The organism is Pseudomonas sp. MS646 (genome assembly GCF_036693845.1).
Classification (GTDB): domain Bacteria; phylum Pseudomonadota; class Gammaproteobacteria; order Pseudomonadales; family Pseudomonadaceae; genus Aquipseudomonas; species Aquipseudomonas chlororaphis_E.
This window is the reverse complement of the sequence record NZ_CP144763.1, coordinates 1,865,402-1,879,514: the sequence shown is the minus strand read 5'-3', so window position 1 is coordinate 1,879,514 and position 14,113 is coordinate 1,865,402. Positions and strand designations below refer to the sequence as shown.

The following is a 14,113-nucleotide window of genomic DNA, read 5'->3' as shown; positions in this document are numbered from 1 at the left end:
CCGATTGTACACCGCAGCCTGTTATTTCGGGGAGGGCGGCATCAAGGCGTCCGATGTGCAGCAGATCGAGGGCTGCACAGACTCCCGCAGGCATTACAGCTCGAACCGCAGCTCCGGCCAGATCGGCGAGGTGCCGCGCTTCTGGGATTCGAGGATCGCCCGGCACAAGGAACACAGGCGATGGTCCTGGAAGATCCGCCGATCGACACTCGACCAGCGCGGCTGGGCCGGCAGCAGGCTGCCGCAGAGCGTACGGTCGGCGGAGCCGCCAAGTTCCAGCTGCCGAGTCACCAGATGCACCCGCACTTCCTGGCAGGCGAACAGGTCCAACTGCTCGTCAGGCTCGATCAGTTGGTAGGCAAACAAGGACCAGGCGGGACGCGGCATCGGGGGCTCCAAATCGGGGGCGCCACATTAGCCGAAAGCCCGCCTCTAGAAAAGCGTCAAAGCAGCGGTTTCAGCGTCGGCCAGACATTTTCCAGCAACTTGCCCTGGGCGGCGACGGACGGGTGCAATCCGTCGCCCTGCATCATCCCCGGAACACCGCCGACGTCCTTGAGGAAAAACGGCACGAGGGGGACTTTCTTCTCCTCGGCCAGGGTGCTGTAGACCTGGGCAAACGCATCGGTGTACCGCCGCCCATAGTTGGGCGGCAGTTGCATGCCCAGCAGCAGGACCTTGGCACCGCTGGCACGGGCGCTGTCGATCATCGCTGCAAGGTTTTGTTGCAATTGTGTTGGCGGTTGTCCGCGCAAGCCATCGTTGCCTCCCAGTTCCAGGACCACCAGGTCCGGTTTATGGGCTGCAAGCAGCGCCGGCAGCCGCGCCTGGCCTCCCGCGCTGGTGTCGCCACTGATCGACGCATTGACCACTTTGTCGTCAAAACCCTCGGCCTTGAGCCGTTGTTCAAGCAACGACACCCAGCCCTGCCGGGTATCCAGGCCGAAAGCCGCGCTGATACTATCGCCAACGATCAGGACTGTACCCGCCGCTGCGTTCTGGACCATGCACATCAAGGCCAGGCCGGCACTCAAAAACCACACACGCATCGGATTCTCCATGGGCTCAAGCATTCTCACCGCGACGGACCTTAGCAAAGTGGTCTCCAGCGCGGAAGGTGAACTGACCATCCTGCACGAACTCAGCCTGGAACTGAACAAAGGCGACAGCCTGGCGATCGTCGGCGCGTCCGGCTCCGGCAAATCCACCCTGCTGGGCCTGCTGGCCGGCCTCGACCTGCCCAGCAGCGGCGAGGTCACGCTCGCCGGCCAGGCCCTGAGCGCCCTTGATGAAGACCAGAGGGCGCGGATCCGCGCCGAGCACGTAGGCTTCGTCTTCCAGTCGTTCCAGTTGCTCGACAGCCTCAACGCCCTCGAAAACGTCATGCTGCCGCTGGAGCTGGACGGGCGCAAGGACGCCCGCGAACGCGCCGCCGAACTGCTGCAACGGGTCGGCCTGGGCCAGCGCCTGACCCACTCGCCCCGCCAGCTCTCCGGCGGCGAGCAGCAACGCGTGGCGATTGCCCGCGCCTTTGCCGCCGAACCCGATGTGCTGTTTGCCGACGAACCGACCGGCAACCTCGACAGCCACACCGGCGAGCGCATCAGCGACCTGCTGTTCGAACTGAACAAGGAACGCGGCACGACCCTGGTGCTGGTCACCCACGATGAACGCCTGGCCCATCGCTGCCGGCGCCTGATCCGACTTGAAGCCGGCCAGATGGTCGCGCCCCTGGAGCCTTGATGGCACGCTTGCCGCTGTTGCGCCTGTTCAGTCTTGCTGTTCGTCAATTGCTGCGCGACGCCCGCGCCGGCGAGTTGCGGGTGTTGTTCTTCGCCCTGCTGGTGGCGGTGGCGGCGAGTACCGCCATCGGCTACTTCGGTGCCCGCCTCAACGGCGCGATGATGTTGCGTGCCACCGAGTTCCTCGGCGCCGACCTGCTGCTCGAAGGCAGCTCGCCGGCCCGCGCGGAACAGATCCGCAGCGGCACCGAACTGGGCCTGGAACATGCCCGGGTGGTGGAGTTCTCCAGCGTCGTCGCCACTGACAATGGCATCCAGTTATCCAGCGTCAAGGCTGCCGATGACCTCTACCCATTGCGCGGCGAGCTGAAGAGCGCCGCCGCGCCGTTCGCGCCGGAAGAAACCGGCGGGCGTCCGAGCCCGGGCGAAGCCTGGGTCGAGTCCCGGCTACTGACGGCCCTGGACCTGAAGATCGGCGACAGCATCGACATCGGCAACAAGACCCTGCGCCTGAGCCGGGTCCTGACCTATGAACCCGATCGCGCCGGGAATTTCTATAGCCTCACGCCGCGGGTCATGATCAACCTCAAGGACCTGGACGCCACCGGCGTGGTGCAACCCGGCAGCCGTGTCAGCTATCGCGACCTGTGGCGCGGCCCGGCGCCGGCGCTGCAAACCTATCGCGACCTGGTCAAGCCAGGCCTTGAGCCTAACCAGCGCCTGCAGGATGCCCGCGACGGCAACCGGCAGATCGGTGGAGCCCTGGGCAAGGCCGAGCGCTACTTGAACATGGCCAGCCTGGTGGCGGTGCTGTTATCCGGCGTCGCGGTCGCGCTGTCGGCCAACCGTTTTGCCACCCGCCGTTTCGATGCCAGCGCCCTGCTGCGCTGCCTGGGTTTGTCACGCCGGGAAACCATGGTGCTGTTCAGCCTGCAATTGGCAGTGCTCGGCCTCCTGGCCAGCATCAGCGGCGCCCTACTCGGCTGGATCGCCCAATTGGGCCTGTTCGCGCTGCTGCATGACCTCTTGCCCACGGCGGTTCCGCCAGGGGGCGTGCTGCCGGCAATCGCCGGGATCGGCACCGGCCTGGTGGCCCTGGCGGGGTTTGCCCTGCCACCGTTGGCCGCGCTGGGCCGGGTGCCGCCGCTGCGCGTGCTGCGCCGGGACATGCTGCCGATCCCGTCCAGCACCTGGGTGGTCTATGGCGCCGCATTGGGCGCCCTGGGCCTGATCATGTGGCGCCTGAGCCTGGACCTGGTCCTCACGTTCGCCCTGCTCGGTGGCGGCGTCGTCGCGGCGCTGGTACTCGGTGGGCTGTTGCTATTGCTGCTCCAGAGCCTGCGTCGCCTGCTGGCCCGCGCCGCCCTGCCCTGGCGGCTCGGCCTCGGCCAACTGCTGCGCCATCCCCTGGCGGCGGCCGGCCAGGCCCTGGCATTTGGCTTGATCCTGTTGTCCATGGCGCTGATTGCGCTGTTGCGCGGCGAGCTGCTGGACACCTGGCAAAACCAGTTGCCGAAGAACGCGCCCAATTATTTCGCCCTGAACATCCTGCCCGACGACAAGCAGGCCTTCACCGACAAGCTGGTGGCGCTGTCGGCACAATCGGCGCCACTCTACCCCGTGGTGCCGGGGCGTCTGATCAGTATCAATGGCGAGCCGGCCAGCGAGTTCGTCACCAAGGACTCCGCCGGTGACCGGGCCCTGCAGCGCGACTTGAGCCTGACCTGGGCCGCGGACCTGCCGGCGGGCAACGTCGTCACGGCCGGCACCTGGTGGCCGCAACAACCACCAGACGATATCCCGGGGGTTTCGGTGGAAGGCAAAGTCGCCGACAACCTCAAGATAAAGCTCGGTGATCGCCTGGTCTTCAGCGTGGGCGGCGTCAACCGCGAAGCGAAGGTCACCAGCCTGCGGGAAATCAACTGGGACAACTTCCAGCCCAACTTCTTCATGATCTTCCAGCCCGGAACGCTGAAGGACCTGCCGGCCACCTACCTCACCAGCTTCTATCTGGCGGCGGGCCACGACCAGCAGATCGTCGACCTGTCCCGGGCCTTCCCGGCGGTGACGATCCTGCAAGTCGAGGCGCTGCTCGAACAGCTGCGCAGCATCCTGGCCCAGGTCACCCTGGCCGTGGAATATGTGCTGCTGTTCGTCCTGGCGGCAGGCATGGCCGTGCTGTTCTCCGGCCTGCAGGCGACCCTCGATGAGCGGATTCGCCAGGGTGCGCTGTTGCGGGCCCTGGGTGCCGAACGACCATTGCTGGTCAAGGCCCGACGCATCGAATTCGGCCTGCTGGGCGCGGTCAGCGGCTTGCTCGCGGCCCTGGGCTCGGAGCTGGTGAGCCTGGTGCTCTACCGCTACGCGTTCGACCTGCCATGGCATCCGCATCCGTGGCTGCTGTTGTTGCCGTTGGTGGGCGCTTTGTTGATCGGCGGCGCCGGGGTGTTCGGCACCCGACGAGCGCTCAATGCCAGCCCGCTGACAGTGTTGCGCGAGGGTTGATAGACTTCCGGCTTCGCCATTACAAGAAGTTGCCATGAGCCGCTATCGCCCACCCCGCACCGCCGGCACCGCGCTGATCACCCCCGAAGGTGAAGCGCGGATGCGCGCGGAGTTCCATGAGCTGTGGCATGTGCGCCGCCCCCAGGTGACCCAGGCGGTCAGCGAGGCGGCGGCCCAGGGTGATCGCTCGGAAAATGCCGAGTACACCTACGGCAAGAAAATGCTGCGGGAAATCGACAGTCGCGTGCGCTTTCTCACCAAGCGCCTTGAAGCGCTGAAGGTGGTCAGTGAAAAGCCCAGCGATCCCAACAAGGTGTATTTCGGCGCCTGGGTCACCGTCGAGGACGAGGAAGGCAAGGCGTCGCGCTATCGCATCGTCGGCCCTGACGAACTGGATCTGAAACAGAACCTGATCAGCATCGACTCGCCACTGGCCCGGGCCCTGATTGGCAAGGCCCTGGATGCGGAAGTCAAGGTCCAGACACCGACCGGCGAAAAAATGGTCTATATCGTCGACATCACCTATCCGTAAGGGCCGGACACCTCAACGGCGGGTAATCAGCCCCTGCCGCGCGACACGGGTCAGTTGCCGGATCATCTCGGGGGCGTCCGCCGCGCTGGGTGATTGGATAACGGCCAGGTCGAAACTGTCATTGGCGAAACGCGCCAAGGATTCACCGTCTTCGACAAACTGGATCAGGAAAGCGGCCGGCCCGTGGTTACGTCGCGGCCAGCCGTCAAGGTAGCGCAGCAACGTGGGCTGGTGGGTGCCACCCAGGAGGATTTTCGGGTTGCGTTGCACTAGGTTCGCCGTGATGGGCGCAAGACGTACAAGGGGGCTGGGTGCATTCATCGTGTCGTGTCTCTGCCTCAAAAGTCTGCATGGCAGGTGAGAGGCAACACCGAACCAGCGCTTTAGCGGTACTTCGAAGCCACGTAACCCGGCTTCTGTCGGCAACTGGATGAGTCACCTGGCGCCCCGCAAGTAGCTGTTTAAATCGGCGCATGAGCGGCATCCTAGAGAAGCTGACCGGGCGGTGTCAAGAACGGCGGCAGGGTCACCCTGCGGGAGCGGCACGACCATGGCGGCTGTCAGCCGCAAAAGAAAAAGGCGCTTTCCTCGAAAAAGGAAAGCGCCTTTGTTTTCAGTTGAGCATCAGCCGGCGATGGCTCGATCCACCGACAGTTTGCCAGCGCCTTCGACCAGGATGGCAACGCTGCCCGCCAACAACGCCAGGGCAAACTCATAGCCGTTGTTGGCCATGAACAAACCGTTACCAATGTGCACCGAGAAAATCGCCACCAGTGACAGGAAGGCCAGGCCCAGTGCCGCCGGACGGGTCAGCAGGCCGATGATCAGCGCCAGCCCGGCGAAAAACTCGGTACCGCCGGCCAATGTCGCCATCAGGTAGCCAGGGGTCAGGCCAATGCTTTCCATCCATTGCGCCGTGCCAGCCAGGCCGTAGCCGCCGAACAGGCCGAAGAGCTTCTGCGAACCGTGCGCGGCGAAGATGATGCCGACGGCAATACGCAGGACAGTCAGGCCGTAGCCGGCACGGGTGGACATTACTTTGTTGATCAGCGAGCTCATGGGTTCATCCCTAGATGTGTGGTGGTTGGACGCCATATTAATCAAAAAAACTTGTGCTAAAAGCGCAAAAATTGCGACACACCAATCAATTTAATTGATCATTTCCGTAAAGCGACCTTCTGCCCGTTCGGCTCCAGGGACTCTCGCTCCCGATCAAAAGCCAAATAGTATTTGTTCACGCTATTAACGTAGCTGACGGCGCCCATTCCCACCTGCTCCATGGCAATGCGCTCGACCTGGAAGAACCACTGGTTGGGATTCAACCCCCGTCGCCGGGCTTCGGCGCGCATGCCCTGGACGCGCTCCGGCCCCATGTTGTAGGCGGCCAGGACGAATGCCATGCGCTCGCGCTCATTGAGCTTGGGGCTGGCGAAAAACTTGCGGCGAATCATGGCCAGGTACTTGGCGCCCGCCTGCACGTTGGCGTCGAGGTTCTGGATGTTGTCCACCCCCACCCGTTGGGCTGCCGACGGGGTGATCTGCATCAGCCCGGTGGGGCCACCGCTCCCGCGAGCGCTGGGTTGCAGGGCTGACTCCTTGAAGGCCAGGGCCGCCAGGTTGAGCCAGTCCATGCCCTGGGCCTCGGCATGTTTTTGCAACACCGGACGCAGCTTCTCCAGGCGCTGGCGATCGGCGCGGGCCAGCGGATAGTGAACCTGGTACAGCCGCCGGTAGATGCGCAGGAACGCTGCGTCCTGGTTGTCCGGCACCTTGTAGGTCGCCAGGAACCGGTCGATGCTAGCCCGGAGCATGGCGGCATCACGACGCACGAACCAGTATTCATCGCCGGGCTCGCCGATCAGCACCTGGCGGTCGAAGCGCAACTTGGGAAGAATCTTGCCCCAGCGTTCGGCAATGGGTTGCTCGACGATGGTTAGATGGAAAATCCCGCCCTGGACCATCTCCAGCACATCTTCCACCGCCAGGGTCGGGTCGACCCATTCGATTTTCACCGGCGGCAATTTGAGCAGGGCCAGTTTCTGGTTGATCTGGCTCACCGCATCCCCCGCCGCACTGCCGTTGGGCAGGGCCAGGGTCTTACCGGAAAGTTGTTCCACGCGGTTGTAGCGCTTCTCACCCTTGATGCCCACCAGCAGCAATGGCACATCGCTGCGGATCGGATCGCTGGGGCTGACCGCATGGCTGGCCAGGGGCTCGAGCAGCTCGCCGGGGGCCACGAGATCGCCCTCGCCACGCTGCAACGCACCGAGCAACTGATCCTTGGCCTTGGGGATGATCTTGAGGGTGATTTCCTGGCCGTCCCGGGCGTGACCGTTGAGGTACTGCTCGAAGGCGCGTAACCGGTGGTATTCGACACCGATGGGCTGGCCCTGGACTTCGCCGGAGCTGTTGCGACTCTGGTTGACCAGCACCTTCAGCACCCGGCTGCTGCGGATTTGCGCCAGGTCGCGCACGGTGCCCGGCGCCACGACCTGCACCGGCCCAGGCAGCCGCGCGTCCGCCGGGATCGGCAAGAGCAGCGAGCAACACAGCAGTAGCAACGCCTGGGGACGTGTCATCCACTCTCCGGAAGGAACACTGCCGGCCGCCTCGAAAACGAGGCCGGGGCCGACAGAAACAGAGCGCTTGGGGCGCTGAAAAGTGCGAAAGACTGGCACAGTGATAGCGCTTATACCAACCCGACCTGTCTCGCGGCCTCAACAGACAGCCACAACTCGTTGTAGTTCTTGGCTTTTCTTATAAATCTACAGCTCTGATATGCTTTCCGGCCTTTGGGCCGAGGTAGCACCATGCAACTCATCGATATCGGCGTCAACCTGACCAACCCCAGTTTTGCCGATAAACATCAGGCAGTGCTCGACCGCGCCTATGAATCGGGGGTCTGCCAACTGGTCTTGACCGGCACCAGCATCGAGGGCAGCGAACAGGCCCTGGCACTGTGCGAGCGCCTGGATGAGCGCGGCGAGCATCTGTTCGCCACTGCCGGCATTCACCCCCACAGCGCCAGCGACTGGACCGCCGACAGCGCCAGGCACCTCAAGGACCTGTTGAGCCACGACCGCGTGCGGGCGGTGGGTGAATGCGGGCTGGATTTCAACCGCGACTTTTCCCCCAGGCCGCAGCAGGAGAAGGTGCTGCAAGAGCACCTGGCCCTGGCGGTCCAACTGCAATTGCCGGTGTTCCTCCACGAGCGTGACGCCAACCAGCGGCTGCTGGACATCCTGCGGGATTTTCGCGACCGGTTGCCGGCCGCCGTCGTGCACTGCTTCACCGGTGAAAAAAAGGCCCTGTTCAACTACCTCGACCTAGACCTGCACATCGGTATCACCGGCTGGATCTGTGATGAACGCCGGGGCACGCACCTGCATCCGTTGGTGCGCGACATCCCTCGCGGCCGCCTGATGCTCGAAAGCGACGCGCCATACCTGTTGCCGCGCACGCTGCGGCCCAAGCCGAAAAACGGCCGGAACGAACCGGCCTATCTGACCGAGGTGCTACGGGAAGTGGCCGTACACCGTGGCGAAACCCCGGAAGACCTGGCGGCCCATACCACTGCGTGCGCACGGGCGTTTTTTGGATTGCCCGTCCTATCGGTTTAAACACACCTCTGTGTGGGAGCGGGCTTGCTCGCGAATGCACTAGACCCGTTCATCCTGCTGTGAATGACCCACAGCCTTCGCGAGCAAGCCCGCTCCCACAGAGGGTTTCGGGGTGTCTGTTGACCCACATCAACCTCCCAGCCCTGGGGGAGCGGCACAATAATGGCACCTTGCCAAAACTGTTTCCGCTATCAGAGAAGACCTTCCATGGGTGCCTGGCTTAGCAATATCTCACTGAAGTACAAATTCTGGGCGGTCAACGCGGTCGCCTTTGTCACCACCCTGCTGCTGGTGCTCTACGCAGTGCACCTTGAACAGCAGGCGCGCAATCATGCGGCCCAGGCCAATGCCCAGGCCCAGGCGTACCTGTTGGGCGCCTGGCCGGCCGGGCAGGCGCTGCCCAAGGTCGGCACCGTCCTGGCGCTCCAGCGCGACCAGGTACCGGTGTTCAATGAACAGCCGCTGCCGGCACTGACGCAAGCCAACGGCTGGGTCGAACTGGATGCCAGCCCGCTGTTGGGCGATGACCCGCTGCTGGGCGCCGAAGTGATCCGGCGCGGCGACGGCCAACAACTGGCCATCCTGGCCCATGGCGTCAGCCTGGGCCAGGTGTTTGGCGAACGCTTCAGCCAATACGCCGTGGCGGTATTCGTGCTGATGCTGGCAATGCTGGGGGCCTCGCAACTGTTGATCCGCTTCCTGCTCAGCCAGCTCAACACGCTGAAGGACGTCATGCTGCACGTGGAAAAAACCGGTGACCTGTCCGCCCGCGTCCCCTTGGCCTGCAAGGATGAAGTGGGCCAGATGGCGGCCGCGTTCAATGCCATGCAGGCCGGTTATCAACGGGTCGTGGACACCGTCGCCAGCACGGCTCGGCAGTTGGACACCGGCGCGGCACGCCTGGCGTCGAGCATGACCGACGTGCGCCACGGCATGCTCGGCCAGCAGAGCGAGACCGACCAGGCCGCCACGGCGATCAACGAGATGTCTGCCACGGTCTACCACATCGCCCAGCACGCCAGCGCCACCCGTGACCTGTCGAAGACCGCCGACACCTTGGCCGGCAACGGTCATGACGTGGTGAGCCGCGTTCAGCAGTCGATCACCGGGCTGTCCTCGGGGGTGCAACAGACCGCCGAGATGATCCAGCGCCTGGCCGAAGACAGCCAGAAGATCAGTGGCGTGGTCAGTGTGATCCACAGCATTGCCGAACAAACCAACCTGCTGGCGTTGAACGCTGCCATCGAGGCGGCACGGGCCGGAGAAATGGGACGGGGCTTTGCCGTAGTGGCCGACGAGGTCCGTAACCTGGCCAAGCGGGTGCAGATTTCCACGGACGAAATCACCACCATGATCGTGGCCCTGCAGGCCGGCACACGGGACGCCGTGGACTTCATGCAGGAGAGCTCGTACAAGGCCGACGACTGCGTGCAACAGGCCCGCGAGGCCGGCGATGCGTTGGCGCAGATCACCGCCGCCGTGGCCCAGATGCGCGAGAGCAACACCCAGATCGCCGTCGCGGCCGAACAGCAGAGCCAGGTTGCCGAGGACATGAACCGGGCGGTGGTGAGTATTCGCGACGTCACCGAAAACACCGTGCGCCAAACCGTCGACTCGGCCACCACCAGCCATGAGCTGGCGACCCTGGCGGGCGAGTTGAACAAAGCGATCGGGCAGTTGAAGCTTTAGGCCACAGCCCGTCCAAGCTTCTGTGGCGAGGGAGCTTGCTCCCGCTGGGGTGCGCAGCGCCCCCTGCTCTGCCGGCCAGATAATCCCGGCCCTCACGTTGGGCCCGCTTCGCGGACCCGCGGGAGCGCGCTCCCTCGCCACAGGAACCGTTCCGGCCTTTAAACCAGAGCGCTGCCCACACAAGCGATAGCGCCTATCACACCGATAGCCAAGCGCGATTCGCCGCTTCACCCGGCCGGGCCTATTCTTGGGTTATTCGATTTCGTGAACTCAAGGACATGCATCATGGGCAAACGTCACCCTCACTTACCCGCTTGGCAATGGCGCACCTGGCCCGCCCCTGACCGCCAACCGACCCACCAGGTGTTGCACCTGATGGCGGTGCCGCTGTTCATCATTGCGTTCCTGCTGCTTGTGTCCGGGGTGTTCAGTGCCAGCGCGGCGGACATCGCCATCGGCACCATCGGCGTGGTCGCCGCATTGGGGTTGCAGCGCCACCATCCGTGATCCATCGCCTCAGGCGAAAATCGTCACCGTCTGCCGGCTCAAGGCGATCAAGCGGCCATCGGCGCTCCAGAATTTGGCGGCGACATGGCCGTAGCCATCCTGGGCATGGTCGATCTCGGCCAGGTACTTGCACCAGTCCAGGGTCGTCAGCTCCAGCAACGGCTGGACAAACTCGATGGTCCAGGTCAACGTGCTGCCCGGGGCCATTTGCTTGAGATGAGGCAGCAATGCCGGTGGCCAGGCATCCACCAGCGCCAGGATGTGGCTCTCGTTCAACGGTTCTTCCTTAACATCACCGCGCAGACGCACCCAACCACCCATGCTGCGGGATGTGTTGCCGGTGAACGGCAAGCCACCGACGCTCCAGCACATGGCCAGGTGACGCATGAATTCAGGGGTAGCGCCCTTGACGTAAGGCAGCTCCTGGCACTGTTCCACGCTCTTGAACTCCGGTGCCGGGTCGGCCTGAACCGCCACCACGGAAGAACGCGAGGCACCAAAACTGCCCTGCACCACCGTCACCACCTGGCCGTTCTGCACGGCGCGCCCCAACACCTGGCTCACCGCCTTGCCTTCGCGCAGTACATCGACTTCAAAGCTGACCGGCACATCCGGTTCGACCGGGCCGACAAACGTAATCGCCAGTGAACGTACCGGGCGATCCGCCGGCACCCGGGCACGCATCGCCTCATACTGCAACGCCGCCACCAACCCGCCAAACGTGGCGCGCCCCTGGCCCCATTCAGGCGCGATGGTGACGGCCTCTGGTTGACGGCGCACGGCATCGATCAAATCGGAAAAGCGCATGACGACCTCGAAAGCAGGGAAAAGAGATGAAGGGATCTTAACCAGCGCCGGCAAGCGGCACAGCGCTCATTCCGGCCAAAGAGACTGGCAGATAAGCCGCCGCTATTGAATCAGTGGGAGCGAGCTCGCCCCCACACAGGGAAACTCAGGATTTTTCGAAGCAGCTCGCAATGAGCTTATCGAGCACCCTGTCGGACTTGGCCTCGGCCTTTTCCATCGTGCGCTGCCAGGTGGGCACGCAGGATCGCAGGTCGGCCTCTTCCTCGGCCCTGGCCAGCCATTGCCAGCAGTCGTGCCAGTCACCCAGCGCGCCCTGGGCGGACTTGAGCCGTGGCATGGCCGCCTCGGGCAAGCGGTCGAGTTCAGGGTAGGCTTCGAGGGCGTAGCGCACGCGCTTGATCAGCAGGCGCAACCGGTGACGGTCATGGGCAGGGTCGCGCAAAGCTTCACCGAGTTTTTGCCATTGTTTGTCCAGGCGCTTTTCGATGCGCTTGCGTAAGCCCTTGAGCAGCCCCTCCCGCTGGGCAGCGCGAATGAAGCGAGGAAAGGCATCGAGGATCATCAGCAACTGGCCCAGCTCCGGGCTGCCGGCCACGCTGGGGTACGCGTCGGCCATCAGCGCCCGGCGGCGGCGCGCCGCCTCGACCTGGCCATGTTGTTCGAGGTAGGCCGCCAGGACTTCCCGGTCGCGCAACGGCGTGGTCAGGGTGCCGACCGCGGAAGCGGCGGTTTCCAGCTGTTCGACCCCGGGCAAGCCACGCAGCGGACGAAGCAGGCTGCGCAGGCGGCGGACGGTGGTCCGCAGGTCATGCAGCGCTTCGCTGTCGGTATGGGCATTGAGGCGGGCCTGACAGGCCAGCAGGCGGACTTCCAGGCCCAGTATCCGGGCCACCAGCCGATCGATCATGGACACTACTCCGTAAGCAGCTTAGCGCTGCGGGCTACAAGTGAGGAACACGGTGCGCCCTTCACTTGTAGCCTGCAACCCATCGCTTGTCGCTGCTTTTAACGTCCTGTAATGGATTCGCGGGGCTCAACGGCCAGCGCGAGACTCACGAATGTAGAAGCGCGCCTTCTCGGCTTTTTTGGAGCAACCTTCGAACGCTTCGAATTGTTGCTGGGTCTTGGCGCCGGTCAACAGCGACAGGGCCTTGGAGTAGCTGACGGTGCCGGCAAAGCCTTCGGCCTTGGCCAGGTCCAGTTCATGCCAGGCGGCATCGAGCTGGGTACCGCAGCTGTCACGGTAAGCGGTCTTGGCCGCGCAACCGGTCAGGGCCAGAACCATCAGGGAAGCTACCAGGGGAAGGCAGATCCGGGCTTTCATCATTACACCTCGAGTCAGGTAAACAGTCGTGCAGGTAAGACGGTTTCGCCGGCAAAAAGTGCCGAGGCCAGCCGCGTATATTCCAGCGTGGGCGAGCATACGCAAATGCCACGGCGGCGTGTCAAAAAACGACGCCTGCGCCACAACGATTGAGCCAAGCCGCTGATCAGTGCATTGTTGAAGTCTGTTCGACAAGAGGCCGGGTCATGACAAAACGTGTCGCATTGGTACTGGGATCGGGCGGCGCCCGGGGCTATGCCCATATCGGGGTGATCGAAGAAATCGAACGACGTGGCTACGACATTGCCTGCATCGCCGGTTGTTCGATGGGCGCGGTGGTCGGCGGGATCTATGCCGCCGGCAAGCTCAAGGATTACCGCCACTGGATTGAAAGCCTCGACTACCTGGATGTCCTGCGGCTGGTGGACGTGAGCTTTCGCCTGGGAGCGATTCGCGGCGAGAAAGTCTTCGGCCAGATCCGCAAGATCGTCGGCGAACTCAACATCGAAGACCTGCGCATTCCCTACACCGCCGTCGCCACCGACCTGACCAACCAGCAGGAAATCTGGTTCCAGGAAGGCTGCCTGCATCAGGCGATGCGTGCCTCGGCGGCCATCCCCAGTCTGTTCACCCCGGTGATGCAGGGCAACCGCATGCTGGTGGACGGTGGCCTGCTCAACCCGCTGCCGATCGTGCCGGTCGTGTCGAGCCATTGCGACCTGATCATCGCGGTCAACCTCAACGCCACCAACCAGAAGCAGTACAAGCTCCCGGTCATCCAGCGCCCCGCCGCGTTCCGGCGACGCTTCGACACCCTCGTCAGCTCGCTGGGTTCGCGCCTGCCGTTTCGCCGCAAGCAGGCCGAGCAACTGTTGCTGCTGGAACAGGAGGCGCTGAAGGCCGAGGCGGCCGAGATCAATCCCTGGCTGGAATCGGCGGAACCCGAAGGCCAGCAACCGGCCGCGGCGCCCGAGGCCGAAGGCGCGCCGAAATCCGCCACGGGTTCGTTCATCATCGACAACGTCGGTCCGGCCTCGTTGCTGGATTTGATCAACCAGAGTTTCGAGGTGATGCAGACGTCATTGGCCCAGTACAAGATTGCCGGTTATCCGCCGGATGTACTGATCAACGTGCCGAAGCGGGTGTGCCGTTTCTTCGAGTTCTACAAGGCCCCGGAGCTGATCGCGCTGGGGCGGGAGATTGCCAGCGACACGCTGGATCGGTATGAGAATGAGCAGAAATAGATATGATCATCGCCACGCTCTGGTGGCGAGGGGATTTATCCCCGCTGGGGCGCCAAGCGCACCCCCTCAATCGTTCTGCTCCACTCCAAGGCCTGGTTTGGGGCTGCTTCGCAGCCCAGCGGGGATAAATCCCCTCGCCACAA

At 63.8% G+C, this 14,113-nt stretch carries 14 protein-coding genes and 1 pseudogene; 7 read left to right on the top strand and 8 right to left on the bottom strand.

Annotated features, from left to right (window positions below):
- Window positions 1–93 precede the first annotated feature (93 nt).
- The gene (locus V3H56_RS08340; protein WP_042728326.1) at window positions 94–387 is read right to left on the bottom strand and encodes a hypothetical protein; all 294 of its coding nucleotides are present in this window, start codon (window positions 385–387) and stop codon (window positions 94–96) included.
- Between the two features lie 56 nt (window positions 388–443).
- Entirely contained in the window at window positions 444–1,049 is a 606-nt protein-coding gene (locus V3H56_RS08335; RefSeq protein WP_042728327.1) for an arylesterase, read from the bottom strand.
- 10 nt (window positions 1,050–1,059) lie between these two features.
- On the opposite strand from V3H56_RS08335, the gene V3H56_RS08330 reads away from it, so the two are divergent.
- From V3H56_RS08330 to greB, 3 genes are read left to right on the top strand one after another with little or no spacing between them, the layout of a single operon-like run.
- Complete coding sequence (locus V3H56_RS08330; protein WP_042728328.1) at window positions 1,060–1,743, top strand: ABC transporter ATP-binding protein; 684 nt, start codon at window positions 1,060–1,062, stop codon at window positions 1,741–1,743.
- Window positions 1,743–4,247, top strand: a complete 2,505-nt coding sequence (locus V3H56_RS08325) for an ABC transporter permease (RefSeq protein ID WP_047737535.1) — start codon at window positions 1,743–1,745, stop codon at window positions 4,245–4,247. The genes V3H56_RS08330 and V3H56_RS08325 overlap by 1 nt, the downstream gene beginning before the upstream one ends.
- Before the next feature lie 34 nt (window positions 4,248–4,281).
- Entirely contained in the window at window positions 4,282–4,779 is a 498-nt protein-coding gene (greB, locus tag V3H56_RS08320) for a transcription elongation factor GreB (protein WP_042728330.1), read from the top strand.
- 12 nt (window positions 4,780–4,791) lie between these two features.
- On the opposite strand, the gene V3H56_RS08315 is transcribed toward greB, so the two are convergent.
- From V3H56_RS08315 to V3H56_RS08305, 3 genes are all read right to left on the bottom strand, one after another.
- Window positions 4,792–5,100 carry a hypothetical protein gene (locus V3H56_RS08315; protein ID WP_024618163.1) on the bottom strand — a complete coding sequence of 103 codons (309 nt, stop codon included), beginning with the start codon at window positions 5,098–5,100 and terminating at the stop codon, window positions 4,792–4,794.
- Between the two features lie 303 nt (window positions 5,101–5,403).
- A complete protein-coding gene (locus V3H56_RS08310) occupies window positions 5,404–5,838 on the bottom strand; it encodes a DoxX family protein (protein ID WP_042728331.1) in 435 nt (144 codons plus the stop codon).
- A gap of 98 nt (window positions 5,839–5,936) precedes the next feature.
- Window positions 5,937–7,358, bottom strand: coding sequence for a transglycosylase SLT domain-containing protein (locus V3H56_RS08305; RefSeq protein ID WP_123578578.1), 1,422 nt, complete (start codon window positions 7,356–7,358; stop codon window positions 5,937–5,939).
- Between the two features lie 231 nt (window positions 7,359–7,589).
- Between V3H56_RS08305 and V3H56_RS08300 the strand changes: the two genes are divergently transcribed.
- The 3 genes and pseudogenes from V3H56_RS08300 to V3H56_RS08290 form a co-directional block, all read left to right on the top strand.
- Window positions 7,590–8,399, top strand: a complete 810-nt coding sequence (locus V3H56_RS08300; RefSeq protein WP_338474442.1) for a TatD family hydrolase — start codon at window positions 7,590–7,592, stop codon at window positions 8,397–8,399.
- A 207-nt stretch (window positions 8,400–8,606) separates the two neighbouring features.
- Window positions 8,607–10,088: a methyl-accepting chemotaxis protein gene (locus V3H56_RS08295; RefSeq protein ID WP_042728334.1), complete on the top strand. Its 1,482-nt coding sequence runs from the start codon at window positions 8,607–8,609 to the stop codon at window positions 10,086–10,088.
- Between the two features lie 285 nt (window positions 10,089–10,373).
- A pseudogene (locus tag V3H56_RS08290) lies at window positions 10,374–10,586 on the top strand (terminase); the annotation flags it as partial.
- An 18-nt stretch (window positions 10,587–10,604) separates the two neighbouring features.
- On the opposite strand, the gene V3H56_RS08285 reads toward V3H56_RS08290, so the two are convergent.
- The 3 genes from V3H56_RS08285 to V3H56_RS08275 all read right to left on the bottom strand — a co-directional run bounded on the left by V3H56_RS08285 (window position 10,605) and on the right by V3H56_RS08275 (window position 12,726).
- On the bottom strand, window positions 10,605–11,402 hold the full coding sequence (locus tag V3H56_RS08285) for an acyl-CoA thioesterase domain-containing protein (protein ID WP_042728335.1): 798 nt from the start codon (window positions 11,400–11,402) through the stop codon (window positions 10,605–10,607).
- Between the two features lie 145 nt (window positions 11,403–11,547).
- Window positions 11,548–12,309, bottom strand: coding sequence for a CHAD domain-containing protein (locus V3H56_RS08280; RefSeq protein WP_042728336.1), 762 nt, complete (start codon window positions 12,307–12,309; stop codon window positions 11,548–11,550).
- A 126-nt stretch (window positions 12,310–12,435) separates the two neighbouring features.
- Window positions 12,436–12,726 carry a hypothetical protein gene (locus tag V3H56_RS08275; RefSeq protein ID WP_042728340.1) on the bottom strand — a complete coding sequence of 97 codons (291 nt, stop codon included), beginning with the start codon at window positions 12,724–12,726 and terminating at the stop codon, window positions 12,436–12,438.
- A 206-nt stretch (window positions 12,727–12,932) separates the two neighbouring features.
- On the opposite strand from V3H56_RS08275, the gene V3H56_RS08270 reads away from it, so the two are divergent.
- The gene (locus tag V3H56_RS08270) at window positions 12,933–13,970 is read left to right on the top strand and encodes a patatin-like phospholipase family protein (RefSeq protein WP_042728337.1); all 1,038 of its coding nucleotides are present in this window, start codon (window positions 12,933–12,935) and stop codon (window positions 13,968–13,970) included.
- Window positions 13,971–14,113: the final 143 nt, after the last annotated feature.